The sequence below is a fragment of the Pseudomonas sp. UYIF39 genome, from assembly GCF_029963765.1.
Lineage (GTDB): Bacteria > Pseudomonadota > Gammaproteobacteria > Pseudomonadales > Pseudomonadaceae > Aquipseudomonas.
This window is the reverse complement of the sequence record NZ_JALBYU010000007.1, coordinates 180,239-195,211: the sequence shown is the minus strand read 5'-3', so window position 1 is coordinate 195,211 and position 14,973 is coordinate 180,239. Positions and strand designations below refer to the sequence as shown.

Below are 14,973 nucleotides of genomic sequence, written 5' to 3'. Positions count from 1 at the left end.
GAGCGTAGTGTTAAAAGTAGTCCCAGTTACGCCTGTTCACTTTTTTACCTGCCTGGATTGGGCAGTTTTTTATAGTCATTCAACAGATGGACGCGCCACAGGCGCAGGAAAAGAAGCGTTTTGAAGAAATCCACCGCAGCACCAAAAACAGTCGTTCCGCTCTGGCGCCAGCAATTGCACTACCGGCTCAAGGAAGGTGCATTGATCGCCATCGGCGGCTTGTGCCTGTTCCTGATGATGGCCTTGTTGACCTACGGCAAGGACGATCCGGGCTGGAGCCATAACAGCAAGATCGACGATGTGCAGAACTTCGGCGGACCTGTTGGCTCCTACAGCGCCGATATCCTGTTCATGGTGTTGGGTTACTTCGCCTACATCTTCCCGTTGTTGCTGGCGATCAAGGCTTATCAAATCTTCCGTCAACGCCACGAGCAGTGGGAGTGGAGCGGCTGGCTGTTTTCCTGGCGCCTGATCGGCCTGGTGTTTCTGGTGCTGTCGGGCGCAGCCCTGGCCCATATTCATTTCCACGCCGCGACCGGTCTGCCGGCCGGCGCTGGCGGCGCTTTAGGCGAAAGCCTCGGTGATCTGGCCAGGAACGCCCTGAATATCCAGGGCAGTACGTTGTTGTTCATCGCGTTGTTCCTGTTTGGCCTGACGGTGTTCACCGACCTGTCGTGGTTCAAAGTGATGGACCTCACCGGCAAGATCACCCTCGACCTGTTCGAATTGTTCCAGGGCGCGGCCAACCGCTGGTGGGCCGCCCGCAGTGAACGCAAGCAACTGGTCGCCCAACTGCGTGAAGTCGACGACCGCGTCCATGACGTGGTGGCGCCGACCGTCACCGACAAACGCGAGCAGGCCAAGGTCAAGGAACGTCTGATTGAGCGCGAGCAAGCCCTCAGCAAGCACATGTCCGACCGCGAGAAGCAGGTGCCGCCGGTGATTGCCCCCGCGCCGCCCAAGCCATCGGCGCCCAGCAAGCGCGTGGAAAAAGAGAAACAGGCGCCGTTGTTCGTCGACAGCGCCGTCGAAGGCACCTTGCCGCCGATCTCGATTCTCGACCCGGCAGAAAAGAAACAACTCAATTATTCCCCTGAGTCGCTGGCGGCGGTCGGCCATTTGCTGGAAATCAAGCTCAAGGAATTCGGCGTCGAAGTCTCGGTGGATTCGATTCACCCGGGCCCGGTGATTACCCGATACGAAATCCAGCCAGCGGCCGGCGTCAAGGTCAGCCGCATCTCCAATCTGGCGAAAGACCTGGCACGTTCCCTGGCCGTGACCAGCGTGCGTGTGGTGGAAGTGATTCCGGGCAAGACCACCGTCGGTATCGAGATTCCTAACGAAGACCGCCAGATCGTGCGCTTCTCCGAAGTGCTGTCGACCCCCGAATACGATAACTTCAAGTCGCCGGTTACTTTGGCCCTGGGTCACGACATTGGTGGCAAGCCGGTCATCACCGACCTGGCGAAAATGCCTCACTTGCTGGTAGCCGGTACGACCGGTTCCGGTAAATCGGTGGGCGTGAACGCGATGATCCTGTCGATCCTGTTCAAGTCCGGCCCTGAAGACGCCAAGCTGATCATGATCGACCCGAAAATGCTCGAGCTGTCGATCTACGAAGGCATTCCGCACCTGTTGTGCCCGGTCGTCACCGACATGAAGGACGCCGCCAACGCCCTGCGCTGGAGCGTGGCGGAGATGGAGCGTCGCTACAAACTGATGGCGAAAATGGGCGTGCGTAACCTGTCGGGCTTCAATGCCAAGGTCAAGGAAGCCCAGGACGCCGGTACGCCGTTGACCGATCCGTTGTACAAGCGCGAAAGCATTCACGACGAAGCGCCGCTGCTGACCAAGCTACCGACGATTGTCGTGGTGGTGGACGAATTCGCCGACATGATGATGATCGTCGGCAAGAAGGTTGAAGAACTGATCGCCCGTATCGCCCAGAAGGCCCGTGCTGCCGGTATCCACTTGATCCTTGCGACCCAGCGGCCGTCGGTTGATGTGATCACCGGTCTGATCAAGGCCAACATTCCGACCCGCATGGCGTTCCAGGTGTCGAGCAAGATCGACTCCCGGACCATCATCGATCAGGGCGGTGCCGAACAACTGCTGGGCCACGGTGACATGCTTTACATGCCGCCGGGCACCAGTCTGCCGATTCGTGTCCACGGTGCCTTTGTGTCCGATGACGAGGTTCACCGAGTGGTCGAAGCCTGGAAACTGCGCGGCGCACCGGAATACAACGACGAGATTCTCGCCGGTGTCGAAGAGCCGGGTAGCGGCTTTGAAGGCGGTAGCGGCGGCGACGAAGACAGTGAATCCGATGCGCTCTACGACGAAGCGGTGCAGTTCGTACTGGAAAGCCGTCGCGCGTCCATCTCGGCGGTTCAGCGCAAGCTGAAAATCGGCTACAACCGCGCTGCGCGCATGATCGAAGCCATGGAAATGGCCGGGGTCGTGACGTCCATGAATACCAACGGTTCGCGTGAAGTCCTGGCTCCAGGCCCGGTACGCGACTGAATTGATTGAAACGCGGTGGCGTAATGACGCGCCGTCGCACCCCCACGAATGTTCAAGAGGACTCCCATGCGCCTTATCCGCATGCTGTTGTTGCCGGTTTTGGCTTTGACCACGCTCTCGGCTCACGCCGATGACAAGGACGTGGCGCGCCTGACCCAATTGCTGGAAAAATCCCAGACCCTGACTGCGCGTTTCTCCCAGCTGACCCTCGACGGCAGCGGCACCCAGTTGCAGGAAACGGCGGGCGAAATGTCCTTGCAGCGCCCTGGCTTGTTTTACTGGCACACCAACGCGCCGGCCGAACAAACGATGGTCTCCGACGGCAAAAAGGTAACGTTGTGGGATCCGGACCTGGAGCAGGCCACCATCAAGACCCTCGATCAGCGCCTGACCCAGACCCCGGCGTTGTTGCTGTCCGGTGACGTGTCCAAGATCAGCCAGAGTTTCGACATCAGCGCCAAGGAAGCCGGGGGCGTGATCGACTTCACCTTGAAGCCGAAAACCAAGGACACCCTGTTCGACAGCCTGCGCCTGTCGTTCCGTAACGGTCTGGTCAATGACATGCAGATGATCGACAGCGTTGGTCAGCGGACCAACATCCTGTTCACCGGCGTGAAAGCCAACGAGCCGATTCCGGCGTCCAAGTTCAAGTTCGTCATCCCGAAGGGTGCCGACGTGATCCAGGAATAAGAGGTTTCAAGCGCACGTGATGGACCTGTTTCGCAGTGCCCCGATTGCTCAGCCCTTGGCCGCCCGTTTGCGTGCAGCCAATCTGGACGAGTACGTCGGTCAGGAACACGTGCTCGCTCGCGGCAAGCCTTTGCGCGAAGCCCTGGAGCAGGGTGCCCTGCACTCGATGATTTTCTGGGGCCCGCCGGGTGTGGGCAAGACCACCTTGGCGCGGCTGCTGGCGGAAGTCTCGGACGCGCACTTCGAAACGGTTTCGGCGGTACTGGCCGGCGTGAAGGAAATCCGTCAGGCGGTGGAAATCGCCAAGCAGCAGGCCGGGCAATACGGCAAGCGGACCATCCTGTTCGTCGATGAAGTGCATCGTTTCAACAAGTCCCAGCAGGATGCGTTCCTGCCATACGTTGAAGACGGCACGCTGATTTTCATCGGCGCAACCACTGAAAACCCTTCGTTCGAACTCAACAACGCGTTGCTCTCCCGGGCGCGCGTCTACGTGCTCAAAAGCCTCGACGAAGCGGCCCTGCGCAAGTTGGTGCATCGCGCGCTGACCGAAGAACGTGGCCTGGGCAAACGGCAACTGACCCTTAGCGATGAAGGCTTCCAGATGCTGCTGTCGGCCGCCGATGGCGATGGCCGGCGTCTGCTCAACCTGCTGGAAAATGCCTCGGACCTGGCTGAAGACAACAGCGAGATCGGCGTCGAACTGCTGCAAAGCCTGCTCGGCGATACCCGCCGGCGTTTCGACAAGGGCGGCGAAGCGTTTTACGACCAGATCTCTGCGCTGCATAAATCCGTACGCGGCTCCAACCCGGACGGCGCGCTGTACTGGTTTGCGCGGATGATCGACGGCGGTTGCGATCCGTTGTACCTGGCCCGGCGCGTGGTGCGTATGGCCAGCGAAGACATTGGCAACGCCGACCCGCGCGCCTTGAGCCTGTGCCTGGCGGCGTGGGAAGTGCAAGAGCGCCTCGGCAGCCCCGAAGGCGAATTGGCGGTGGCCCAGGCCATCACCTATCTGGCCTGCGCGCCGAAAAGCAATGCGGTGTACATGGGTTTCAAAGCCGCCATGCGCAGCGCCACCGAACACGGTTCGCTGGAAGTGCCGCTGCACCTGCGTAACGCGCCGACCAAGTTGATGAAGCAACTGGGTTATGGCGACGAATACCGTTACGCCCACGATGAGCCGGACGCTTACGCCGCTGGCGAAGACTATTTCCCGGAAGAGCTCGAGCCACAACCGTTCTATCAGCCGGTGCCGCGCGGCCTTGAGCTGAAGATCGGCGAGAAGCTCAATCATCTTGCGCAACTTGACCGCCTCAGCCCCCAGCAGCGGAGAAAATAGTGATTCCTTTGATCGTTGCCGTTTCCGTGGGCGGTATCGCCGGAACGCTTCTACGCTTTGCTACCGGTAACTGGATCAACGCTAATTGGCCGCGGCACTTCTATACCGCGACGCTGGCCGTTAATATCGTCGGCTGTTTGCTGATCGGCGTTCTATACGGTCTGTTTTTAGTACGCCCGGAGGTGCCGATTGAGGTGCGCGCCGGGTTGATGGTCGGCTTCCTCGGGGGGCTGACGACTTTTTCATCCTTTTCACTGGATACGGTGCGCCTGCTGGAAACCGGGCAAATGCCGCTGGCCGTGGGCTATGCTGCCATCAGCGTATTCGGCGGGCTGCTCGCTACCTGGGCTGGCCTGTCCTTGACCAAACTTTGATAACGAGAGACCGACATGCTCGATTCCAAACTGTTACGTAGCAACCTTCAGGACGTAGCGGACCGCCTGGCATCCCGTGGCTACACGCTGGATGTTGCGCGCATCGAAGCGCTGGAAGAACAGCGCAAGACCGTCCAGACCCGCACCGAAGCACTGCAGGCTGAACGTAATGCGCGCTCCAAATCCATCGGCCAGGCCAAGCAGCGCGGCGAAGACATCGCGCCGCTGATGGCCGACGTCGAGCGCATGGCGAGCGAGTTGAGTGACGGTAAAGTCGAGCTGGACGGGATTCAGACCGATCTGGACTCGATTCTGCTCGGTATCCCGAACCTGCCGCACGAGTCCGTGCCGATCGGTGATGACGAAGACGGCAACGTCGAAGTGCGTCGCTGGGGCACCCCGACCGCGTTCGATTTTCCGGTTCAGGACCACGTCGCCCTGGGCGAGAAATTCGGCTGGCTGGACTTTGAAACCGCCGCAAAGCTGTCCGGTGCCCGTTTCGCCCTATTGCGCGGCCCGATTGCTCGAATGCACCGCGCTCTGGCGCAGTTCATGATCAACCTGCACACCAGCGAACACGGTTACGAAGAGGCCTATACGCCTTATCTGGTTCAAGCGCCGGCGTTGCAAGGCACGGGTCAGCTGCCGAAGTTCGAAGAAGACCTGTTCAAGATCACTCGCGAAGGCGAAGCCGATCTGTACCTGATCCCGACCGCTGAAGTGTCGCTGACCAACATCGTCGCTGGCGAAATCGTCGATTCGAAACTGCTGCCAATCAAGTTCGTCGCCCACACCCCATGCTTCCGCAGTGAGGCTGGTGCCTCGGGTCGCGATACGCGCGGCATGATCCGTCAGCACCAGTTCGACAAGGTTGAAATGGTCCAGATCGTTGAGCCGTCGACCTCGATGGAAGCGCTGGAAGGCCTGACTGCCAACGCGGAAAAAGTCCTGCAATTGCTCGAGCTGCCATATCGCACTATTGCGCTGTGCACCGGCGACATGGGCTTCAGCGCGGTCAAGACCTACGACCTGGAAGTGTGGATCCCGAGCCAGGACAAATACCGCGAGATTTCGTCGTGCTCCAACTGCGGCGACTTCCAGGCCCGCCGTATGCAAGCGCGTTTCCGCAACCCGGAAACCGGCAAGCCTGAACTGGTTCACACCTTGAACGGTTCCGGCCTGGCGGTCGGTCGTACCCTGGTGGCGGTGCTGGAAAACTACCAGCAAGCCGACGGTTCGATCCGTGTGCCGGACGTACTGAAACCGTACATGGGTGGCCTTGAGGTCATAGGCTAAATGGACTATCTGCCGCTGTTCCATAACCTTCGCGGCAGTCGTGTCTTGGTCGTCGGCGGGGGGGAGATTGCTTTGCGCAAATCCCGCCTGCTGGCCGAAGCCGGTGCGCTGCTGCGGGTGGTCGCACCTGAAATCGAACCGCAACTGCGCGAACTGGTTACCGGCAGTGGTGGCGAATGTCAGGTGCGCGGCTACGTTGAATCGGACCTGGACGGTTGCGGGCTGATCATCGCCGCCACCGACGACGAACCGCTGAACGCGCAAGTCTCCGCCGATGCTCATCGGCGTTGTGTGCCGGTCAATGTGGTGGATGCGCCAGCCCTGTGCAGCGTGATCTTCCCGGCGATCGTCGATCGTTCTCCTTTGATCATTGCGGTCTCCAGCGGCGGTGATGCGCCGGTGCTGGCGCGGTTGATCCGCGCCAAACTGGAAACCTGGATTCCTTCCACCTACGGTCAACTGGCCGGCCTGGCAGCGCGTTTTCGCAGCCAGGTCAAACACCTGTTCCCGGATGTGCAGCAGCGTCGGGCGTTCTGGGAAGATGTGTTCCAGGGCCCGATTGCCGACCGGCAACTGGCCGGGCAGGGCGCCGAAGCCGAGCGCTTGATGCTGGCGAAAATTGCCGGTGAAGCACCGAATGCAACGGGCGAAGTCTATTTGGTGGGCGCCGGCCCGGGTGATCCCGACCTGCTGACTTTCCGTGCCTTGCGTCTGATGCAGCAAGCCGATGTGGTGCTGTATGACCGCTTGGTGGCGCCGGCGATTCTGGATTTGTGCCGTCGCGATGCCGAGCGGATTTACGTCGGCAAGCGTCGCTCCGATCACGCTGTGCCGCAGGATCAGATCAACCAGCAATTGGTGGATTTGGCCAAGCAAGGCAAGCGGGTCGTGCGGTTGAAGGGCGGTGATCCGTTCATCTTCGGTCGCGGCGGAGAAGAGATCGAAGAGCTGGCGGCCCATGGCATCCCGTTCCAGGTCGTGCCGGGTATCACTGCGGCCAGCGGTTGCGCGGCGTATGCCGGGATTCCGCTGACCCATCGTGATTACGCGCAGTCTGTGCGTTTTGTCACCGGGCACCTGAAGGACGGTTCCACCGATTTGCCGTGGCCCGACCTGGTCGCGCCGGCGCAAACCCTGGTGTTTTACATGGGGCTGGTGGGTTTGCCGATCATCTGCGAGCAGTTGATCAAGCATGGTCGCGCAGCGGATACGCCGGCGGCGTTGATCCAGCAGGGCACCACGGTCAATCAGCGGGTGTTTACTGGCACGTTGGCCGATTTGCCAAGTCTGGTGGCGGAGCATGAAGTGCATGCGCCGACGCTGGTGATCGTTGGGGAAGTGGTGCAGTTGCGCGAGAAGCTGGCGTGGTTCGAGGGTGCGCAGGCACAAGTCTAGAAACCGAGTCGCGCCCATCGCGAGCAAGCTCGCTCCCACATTTGATTTGTGTCGTTCACAAATTCCCTGTGGGAGCGAGCTTGCTCGCGATGGAGCCCTCTAAACTTTTATAAACCTCAGGCTCTGCGCCAAACCCCTTTCCCGCTCAACCGCTCCCGATCATGAAGCGCCGTGAAGTCCTGCGCCGGCCCTTTCGGCACAACGCCCGTCGGATTGATGGTCTTGTGGCTGCCGTAGTAGTGATTCTTGATGTGCTCGAAATCCACCGTCTCGGCAATCCCCGGCCACTGATAAATCTCCCGCAGCCAGTTCGACAGGTTCGGATAATCGGCAATCCGCCGCAGGTTGCACTTGAAGTGACCGTGATACACGGCATCAAAGCGAATCAACGTGGTGAACAGCCGAATATCAGCTTCAGTCAGGTATTCACCCGTCAGGTAGCGATTGGCGCCCAATAGCTGTTCCAGCCGATCAAGCTCCTCGAACAACCCGTCGAACGCCTCTTCATACGCCTTCTGCGACGTGGCAAACCCTGCGTGATAAACGCCGTTGTTCACTGCCGGGTAAATCCGCTCATTCAATGCATCGATTTCGCCCCGCAGCGGCGCCGGGTAGAAATCCAGGTCATTACCCGTCAAATCATCGAAGGCACCATTGAACATGCGGATGATCTCCGCTGATTCATTGTTGACGATGCGATTCTGCTGTTTGTCCCAGAGCACCGGCACGGTGACGCGGCCGGTGTAGTCGGCGGTATCGGCGGTGTAGCGCTGGTGCATGAAATTGAAATGATCGAGCTTGTCCCCGGTCGATCCGAGGTTCCGGTCGAAGGTCCAGCCATTTTCCAGCATCAACCAACTTACCACCGACACGTCGATGAGGCTTTCGAGGCCTTTGAGTTTGCGCAGGATCAGCGTGCGGTGAGCCCATGGACAGGCGAGAGACACGTAGAGGTGATAGCGACCGGCCTCGGCCGCAAAGCCACCGACACCTGTCGGGCCAGGTTCGCCGTCGGCGGTCAGCCAGTTACGACGCTGCGCTTGTTCACGCTGGAACGCGCCGTCCTTGCCGCTTTCGTACCACTGGTCATGCCAGCGACCTTCAACTAACAAACCCATGTTCAAGACTCCTCAGCCAATAAGCGTTGGAGAGGAGTCTATTCGCATAGGTTCGATAAAAAAGCGCAAAGGTTGGGCGCTTATGATCGGTTAAATCGATTTATCCCGTGCATCCCAGTACTGCTGGGCAGTTTCGAAGGCCTGTTCGCGGGTTTGACCGAGGCCGCGCAAGGCCAAGGCCATGGTCGAGATCAGCGCCATTTGCGGATAGCTGTCGACTACAACGCCACGCCACACGGCTTTCAAATGCTCGGGATCGAGGGTGGCCGGTTTGACGTGGCGCTGGCTCGAAAGCTGAGGCCATTCCTCGTCCCAGCTTTCACCGCCCGTGGTGCCGTACAAGTGACTGTCGGCGTCCGGGTTGATCTCGATTTCGCCGCCATCACCTTTCACCACGATCGCGGTATCGCCGAGCAAGCCGCTGGCATCGCGATGCACAGCCTGGTAACCGGGGTGGAAAATGCTTTGCAGGCCACAGCGAGCGCCCAACGGATTGAGAATCCGCGTCAGGGAATGGATTGGCGAACGCAGGCCCAATGTATTGCGCAGGTCGATCATGCGCTGAAGTTGGGGCGCCCAATCCACCAGCGGCATGAAGGCCAGGCCGCCGTTATTCAGTGCGTCGCCGACCTGTTGCCAGTCGCGGCACAACGGAATCTTCAACTCATCCAGCAATTGCTCGCTGTACAGCCGACCGGCCGTGTGCGCGCCGCCGCCATGCATGAAAATGCGCAGACCATTTTGCCCAAGGCATTTTGCCGCCAGCAGAAACCATGGCAGATGACGTTTCTTGCCGGCATACGTCGGCCAGTCCAGATCGACGGCCAGAGCTGGCGGATTCAGGCGTTCGCGCAACGCTTCGGTGAACCCGGCCATTTCCTCAGCGCTTTCTTCCTTGTGCCGTAGCAGCATCAGAAACGCGCCGAGCTGGGTTTCCTCGACCTTGTCGTCGAGCACCATGCCCATGGCTTCGCGGGCTTCGACCCGGGTCAGGTCGCGGGCCCCACGCTTGCCTTTGCCGAGAATGCGCACGAACTGGGCGAATGGGTGTTCGGCGGGGGTTTCGAGGGTCAGCGCTGGGTAGTCGGTCATAAGCAATTCGTCGGTTTGGGCAGACCCGCCAGTTTCGCGGCGAGTTTGGCAGGGGTGCCTTTGAACAATCGGTTCAGGTGCAGGCTGTTGCCCTTGTCCGGGCCCAGCTTCAGCGCGGTGTATTTGATCAGCGGACGAGTGGCCGGCGACAGCTGGAATTCGGCGTAGAAACTGCGCAGCAGTTCGAGGATTTCCCAGTGTTCGGGGCTCAACTCGATGGATTCGGCGGCGGCCAGGGCGCTGGCCACCTCAAAGGACCAGTCGCTCAGTTCTACCAGGAAGCCGTCCTTGTCCAACTCGATGGCGCGGGTGCCGACCGTCAGGGATTTCATAGCCAGCTGTTGACCTTGTCGTAGTGAATCGACAGCTCGACGAAGGCCGGGTAATCGATGGCCTTGGCCGTGTCAGGAATCTCCAGCGCGCGAGCCTGGGCGTCTTCGGCCAGTACGAACAGTTTCAGATTGCGGGCGTTCAGCGCATTGAACGGCGCGGTGCCTGGCTGCAAGGCATAGGTCGCGTCGCCGCACAGCAGCAGCGCATCGTCAGCGCCCATCAAGCGCAGGCAACTGATCAGGCGATCGTCGCCGAACGGGGAATGAGACAACACATGCAAAGTCGACATCAGAGGGTGATCACCTGGTCGTAACGGTCAATAAGTGCGGTGATTTCGTGGGCGGCCAGCACCTGCGCTTCTTCCAGCGACAAGCCGGCCGGGTTCAGACCCCGTTCCGCAACGCTGTCGCCACAGACGAACAGCTCGTCGACACCGAACATCGGCAAGGCTTGCAGGTTGGCGCTCAGGTCTTTCTGCTGGAGGGCCTTGGCATCCTGTTTCGCGGCGAGCTGGAACACCCCGTCATCGAGAAACAGCAGGCCGATCGGCAGATCAAAGGCACCGCCGGCCAGCACGATGTCCAGCGCTTCGCGCGCACTCAGCCCGGACCAGGGCGCCTGACGGCTGATAATCAGTAAGGATTTAGGCATCTCACGCGCCTCTGAAACAGATCAGGCGGTCAGCGTCCTGCACCGCGTCATGCAACTGGCCAAGGCCGGACAATTCCCACGGCGCGCTCACCGCAACGGCTTCACGCTGATAGCGCCTGGCTTCTTCTTCGTTCAACACGCCACGACGCAGGGCGGCCGCGATGCACACGACACCGTCCAGTTGATGCTCGGTGACGAAATTTCGCCATTGCTTGGGCAAGTCCTGCTCATCCTGCGGCGTGACCACGCTTGCGGAGGCGTTGTAGACGCCGTCCTGATAGAAAAACAGCCGGACAATCTCATGCCCGCCAGCCAGCGCAGCCTGGGCGAACAGCAAGGCGCGGCGCGAGGAGGGCGCATGGGCGGCGGAAAACAGCGCGATGGCGAACTTCATGACGGACTCGATCAGCAAAACTGCGGCCATGATAAAGCTTTATCGTCGGGGCGGCTAAATCGATGTTGTTTGTACTGGCCCCATCGCGGGCAAGCACAGGCCACACAAGATTCAGCGCGGCATATAACCCAGCTGCCAGCGCTGCGGGATTTTAAGCGACAGCAGCCCGACCAAGCCGGCCAGCAGACCGCTGACAAACAGGGCACTGAGCCCCAGGTGATGTTCCAGCACGGCGCCGAGTATTGCGCCGGCAAACATCCCGGTCCAGGGGATCAGTTGCACGCGCCAACCGTTGCGACGTTCGCCGAGCATCCAGCGTCCCAGGCCACGGCCGAAGCGCGACAGGGCGCCGGTGACGTAGGTCAGGCCGACCGGCAGCCCGTTCACTTCTTCCACGGCGGCATTGAGCATGCCCATGGCGATGATCGCTGCCAGTAGCGCTGGCAATTGTTCGTCATAGGGCCAGGCAGCGGCGCCGCAGAGCAGCGTGGCGATGCACAGCAGCAAGGGCAGCGCCCGACGGCCGCCGAGGCGGCTGACGACAATCCCCAAGGCGTTGCCGACGATGAAGGTGCCGACGAGGATCACCAGACGCAAGGTCAGGCCCAGGTCGCCGTCGCTGATGGCGACGGCGAGGCGGGTGGTGTTGCCGCTCATGAACGAGACGAAATCGCCGCTGGCCATGAAGCCGATGGCGTCGGTCATGCCGGCGAGCACCGAGAGGCTGGCCACCAGCGACATGCCGATGCGTCCGCGCCATTTGCGGGTATGCAGGTGGCCAGGACTGGCGCGGTCAGTGGAGAGGGATGGCAACATCAGCGAAGGTCGTCCTCAGGCAGCGACCGGCATGGTCACTTACTCAATCCATATAACTCGCAATACTCCAGCCAGTCCATGCCGGCCATCTCCGCCACTTCCTTGTGCACTTCCAGGCGTTGTGCCTGATAGTCCTTGGACGTCGCCGCAGTCAGTTGCAGCGTCAGCTCCCAGGCAAACAATCCCAGGCGCTCGGCCTCGGCTTCGAAAGCTTCATGCAAGCGCTCGTCGCGGTACTGCGCCGCGGTTTCGCCCTTGGCTTGAGCCAACAAAGGGTTGAGGTTGTCGAGTTCGTGGCGCAGTTCAGGGCGCTCATCGAGAAACGTCTTCAGCGCTTGCTCGTGTTGCTGTTCGGTTGCCGCCATGGTCGCTCCTTGAGACTGGGTTACGAAGACTGCTTCTTGCTGGCCTTGGCCGCTGCTGCCAGGCACTCGAGGGCAAATTGCTCGGGGTAGGTCATTTGAATCGGCGTGGTTTCACCTTTGACGGTTCTTTCGCCGTCGAGGATGTAACGAATTCGTTTGTCGGTGACGCCAATTCGCTTGGCAATCCAGGACGGCGTCTGACCGATCTGACTGATCAGCTTGTCGGCATATTCAGCGGTCGGTTTGTAATATTCGGCGTTGGGTGTCATGGCCTTTCCAAAAAGTGAGCCCGGAAAAATGGGCGATGCGGTGTTAATGGCGCGACAGGGTGCGCGAATCGTCACTCGGTGTCGCGGTATAAATGAAGTAAAGCAGAACGATACGCCGTGCCGCGGTGATACAGTCCGCTTTTTCTTGATGAGCGAACGCAATGCGAATTCTGATGGTGGCGCTGGCCGTAACGTTGCTGGCCGGTTGCGCGGGTTCGGTGATGAACGACGCCCGCACGGGAATCCCGTACAAAACCCTGACGTCGGACAAACCGGAAAAAGTCGTCGCCCAGTGTGTGCAGTTTTCCTGGCAGGATGAGGCGGTGTTCGGTATCGATGCTGGCGCATATTTGCAGCCTGGCGAGAAGGGCGGCACCACCGTTTACACGCGCTCGGCGGAGTCCTTTGTGGACGTGAAGGCTGACGCTTCCGCCACCGTGCTGAATTATTACGCACAGCATGACGACTTTGTGGCCAAGCGCCGACTGGCGGCGTTGGCGACTTGCCTGTAAGTCGTTCAGCTATTGATCAGGCGCTTCTGGAAAAAGAAGCGCTTGTGGCCCGGTGGGTAGTCAGCGATCTGGCCTAACTCGCTGTAGCCGAGCTTCTTGTAGAACTCCGGCGCCTGGAAGTCGAAGGTGTCGAGCCAGATTCCGATGCATTCCTTTTCCCGTGCCAGGTCTTCAGCCATCTGCATCAGTTTCGTGCCCATGCCCTGTCCTCGGGCCTGTTCTGGTACCGAAAGCAACTCAATGTATAACCACTGGTAAAACACCCGGCCATAGAGCCCGCCGAGGATCTCGTCGTTGTCGTTGCGGATTAGCAAGGCAATCGGCTCCGGCACGCTGGTTCCGGCCTTTGAAGCGTTATAGGCACGCAACGGCAGCACGATTGCACGTTCCTCGGCATCCGTGGGGTTTAGCGACCGTTCGATTCGCAAGGTCATCAGCTATTTCCTTATGGCTAGAGTGGACAACAGACCCAAGCCTAACGTGGCCAGTGGTCGTTGTTCCAGCTCCTCGGGCGGAACCGTCGTCATCGCGCAGATGTCTAGTCTAAACAGCGTCATTCCTGAATGCGGCCTATGAGGACAATCCGTGAATATTTTCGAAGCCTTGCGCGAAAGCCACGACCGCCAACGCACTTACGCCGATGCGCTGATCCAGACCAGCGGCGACACCCCCGAGCGGGTCGAGGCTTACAAGCAGCTAAAGTCCGAACTTCAAGCCCACGAAACCGCTGAAGAGCGGTATTTCTACATCCCGCTGATGGAGTTCGATAACGGCGTCGACCTCAGCCGCCATGCCATTTCAGAACATCACGAGATGGACGAAATGATGGAGGAACTGGACGAGACCGAGATGTCCAGCCCGGCCTGGCTGGCGACCGCGAAGAAGCTCGCCGAGAAGGTCAATCACCACCTGGAAGAGGAAGAGCAGAAGTTCTTCCAGATGGCCGGCAAGCTACTCGACGACAAACAGAAAGAGACGCTGGCGGGTCAGTATGAGAAGGAATACAAGGCTCAGCTTTCTTAGCGCCAGGCTTTCGTTTTCGCCTAACATGGGCGCCTTCTGACGAAAATGGGATGCGTTGTCATGTCGAACACAGCCGAGCGGGTCAACCTCATCGAGTCTCAGGTGTTGTCCCACGACTGGTACCTGCTCAAGAAAATCACCTTCGATTACCAGCGCAACAACGGCGAATGGCAACGCCAGACCCGCGAGGTCTACGACCGTGGCAACGGCGCGGCGATTCTGCTGTTCAACCGTGAAAAGAAAACTGTCGTGCTGACCCGACAATTCCGATTGCCGGTGTTCGTCAATGGCCACGATGGGTTGCTGATCGAAGTGGCGGCGGGGCTGCTCGAAGGTGCGGCACCTGAAGAGCGCATCCGCGAAGAAGCCGAGGAAGAAACCGGTTATCGCGTGCACCATGTGCACAAGGTGTTTGAGGCCTACATGAGCCCCGGCTCGGTGACCGAAAAGCTGCACTTCTTCATCGCTGAGTACGATGCCGCTTCCAAGGTCAGCGATGGCGGCGGACTGGAGGAGGAGACCGAGGAACTGGAAGTGCTGGAATGGAAATTCGACGACGCACTTGATGCGTTTTATCGCGGAGAGATCTGCGATGCGAAGACCATCATGTTGCTGCAGTATGCGGCGATGAAAAACATCTTCGTCGCGGGCTAATCAATGTAGCCGCTGTCGAGCCTGCGAGGCTGCGTCCGACTGCGAAGCAGTCGTAAAACCATTCACTGCGCTGTTCCGGATAAACCGTGGCGCCTGAGTTTGCGACTGCTGCGCAGTCGGACGAGC

The 14,973-nt window shown here is 59.9% G+C and carries 19 protein-coding genes; 9 read left to right on the top strand and 10 right to left on the bottom strand.

Going from position 1 to position 14,973, the window contains the following annotated elements; all coding sequences use genetic code 11:
- Positions 1-120: 120 nt before the first annotated feature.
- The 6 genes from MO767_RS12115 to cysG all read left to right on the top strand — a co-directional run bounded on the left by MO767_RS12115 (position 121) and on the right by cysG (position 7,620).
- A complete protein-coding gene (locus MO767_RS12115; protein WP_282480688.1) occupies positions 121-2,523 on the top strand; it encodes a DNA translocase FtsK in 2,403 nt (800 codons plus the stop codon).
- Between the two features lie 66 nt (positions 2,524-2,589).
- Positions 2,590-3,213, top strand: a complete 624-nt coding sequence (lolA, locus tag MO767_RS12110; protein WP_282480687.1) for an outer membrane lipoprotein chaperone LolA — start codon at positions 2,590-2,592, stop codon at positions 3,211-3,213.
- Between the two features lie 19 nt (positions 3,214-3,232).
- Positions 3,233-4,555 (top strand): replication-associated recombination protein A, encoded by a 1,323-nt coding sequence (locus tag MO767_RS12105; protein WP_282480686.1) that lies wholly within the window; start codon positions 3,233-3,235, stop codon positions 4,553-4,555.
- Positions 4,555-4,929 carry a fluoride efflux transporter CrcB gene (gene crcB / locus MO767_RS12100; protein ID WP_282480685.1) on the top strand — a complete coding sequence of 125 codons (375 nt, stop codon included), beginning with the start codon at positions 4,555-4,557 and terminating at the stop codon, positions 4,927-4,929. Before MO767_RS12105 ends, crcB begins: the two co-directional genes overlap by 1 nt.
- Before the next feature lie 15 nt (positions 4,930-4,944).
- On the top strand, positions 4,945-6,225 hold the full coding sequence (gene serS, locus MO767_RS12095) for a serine--tRNA ligase (protein ID WP_282480684.1): 1,281 nt from the start codon (positions 4,945-4,947) through the stop codon (positions 6,223-6,225).
- Entirely contained in the window at positions 6,226-7,620 is a 1,395-nt protein-coding gene (cysG, locus tag MO767_RS12090) for a siroheme synthase CysG (protein ID WP_282480683.1), read from the top strand.
- Positions 7,621-7,736: 116 nt separating this feature from the next.
- On the opposite strand, the gene MO767_RS12085 is transcribed toward cysG, so the two are convergent.
- The 9 genes from MO767_RS12085 to MO767_RS12045 all read right to left on the bottom strand — a co-directional run bounded on the left by MO767_RS12085 (position 7,737) and on the right by MO767_RS12045 (position 12,658).
- Positions 7,737-8,738, bottom strand: coding sequence for a glutathione S-transferase family protein (locus MO767_RS12085; RefSeq protein WP_282480682.1), 1,002 nt, complete (start codon positions 8,736-8,738; stop codon positions 7,737-7,739).
- Positions 8,739-8,828: 90 nt separating this feature from the next.
- Positions 8,829-9,830, bottom strand: coding sequence for a glycosyl transferase family protein (locus tag MO767_RS12080; protein WP_282480681.1), 1,002 nt, complete (start codon positions 9,828-9,830; stop codon positions 8,829-8,831).
- Positions 9,827-10,162 (bottom strand): TusE/DsrC/DsvC family sulfur relay protein, encoded by a 336-nt coding sequence (locus MO767_RS12075; RefSeq protein ID WP_282480680.1) that lies wholly within the window; start codon positions 10,160-10,162, stop codon positions 9,827-9,829. Before MO767_RS12075 ends, MO767_RS12080 begins: the two co-directional genes overlap by 4 nt.
- The gene (gene tusB, locus MO767_RS12070; RefSeq protein WP_282480679.1) at positions 10,159-10,452 is read right to left on the bottom strand and encodes a sulfurtransferase complex subunit TusB; all 294 of its coding nucleotides are present in this window, start codon (positions 10,450-10,452) and stop codon (positions 10,159-10,161) included. Before tusB ends, MO767_RS12075 begins: the two co-directional genes overlap by 4 nt.
- On the bottom strand, positions 10,452-10,814 hold the full coding sequence (gene tusC / locus MO767_RS12065) for a sulfurtransferase complex subunit TusC (protein WP_282480678.1): 363 nt from the start codon (positions 10,812-10,814) through the stop codon (positions 10,452-10,454). The genes tusB and tusC overlap by 1 nt, the downstream gene beginning before the upstream one ends.
- Before the next feature lies 1 nt (position 10,815).
- The gene (tusD, locus tag MO767_RS12060; protein WP_282480755.1) at positions 10,816-11,208 is read right to left on the bottom strand and encodes a sulfurtransferase complex subunit TusD; all 393 of its coding nucleotides are present in this window, start codon (positions 11,206-11,208) and stop codon (positions 10,816-10,818) included.
- Between the two features lie 111 nt (positions 11,209-11,319).
- Positions 11,320-12,024 (bottom strand): YoaK family protein, encoded by a 705-nt coding sequence (locus MO767_RS12055; RefSeq protein WP_282480677.1) that lies wholly within the window; start codon positions 12,022-12,024, stop codon positions 11,320-11,322.
- Positions 12,025-12,059: 35 nt separating this feature from the next.
- On the bottom strand, positions 12,060-12,389 hold the full coding sequence (locus MO767_RS12050) for a DUF6388 family protein (protein ID WP_282480676.1): 330 nt from the start codon (positions 12,387-12,389) through the stop codon (positions 12,060-12,062).
- 20 nt (positions 12,390-12,409) lie between these two features.
- Complete coding sequence (locus tag MO767_RS12045) at positions 12,410-12,658, bottom strand: hypothetical protein (protein WP_008154823.1); 249 nt, start codon at positions 12,656-12,658, stop codon at positions 12,410-12,412.
- 161 nt (positions 12,659-12,819) lie between these two features.
- Here MO767_RS12045 and MO767_RS12040 point away from each other — a divergent pair, with 161 nt between their 5' ends.
- A complete protein-coding gene (locus MO767_RS12040; RefSeq protein ID WP_282480675.1) occupies positions 12,820-13,170 on the top strand; it encodes a hypothetical protein in 351 nt (116 codons plus the stop codon).
- A gap of 5 nt (positions 13,171-13,175) precedes the next feature.
- Here the strand turns inward: MO767_RS12040 and MO767_RS12035 are convergent, their stop codons facing one another.
- Positions 13,176-13,604: a GNAT family N-acetyltransferase gene (locus tag MO767_RS12035; protein WP_282480674.1), complete on the bottom strand. Its 429-nt coding sequence runs from the start codon at positions 13,602-13,604 to the stop codon at positions 13,176-13,178.
- Between the two features lie 151 nt (positions 13,605-13,755).
- On the opposite strand from MO767_RS12035, the gene MO767_RS12030 reads away from it, so the two are divergent.
- Both MO767_RS12030 and MO767_RS12025 read left to right on the top strand, forming a co-directional pair.
- Positions 13,756-14,193, top strand: coding sequence for a hemerythrin domain-containing protein (locus MO767_RS12030; protein WP_282480673.1), 438 nt, complete (start codon positions 13,756-13,758; stop codon positions 14,191-14,193).
- Between the two features lie 60 nt (positions 14,194-14,253).
- Positions 14,254-14,847: an NUDIX domain-containing protein gene (locus MO767_RS12025; RefSeq protein ID WP_282480672.1), complete on the top strand. Its 594-nt coding sequence runs from the start codon at positions 14,254-14,256 to the stop codon at positions 14,845-14,847.
- Positions 14,848-14,973 lie beyond the last annotated feature (126 nt).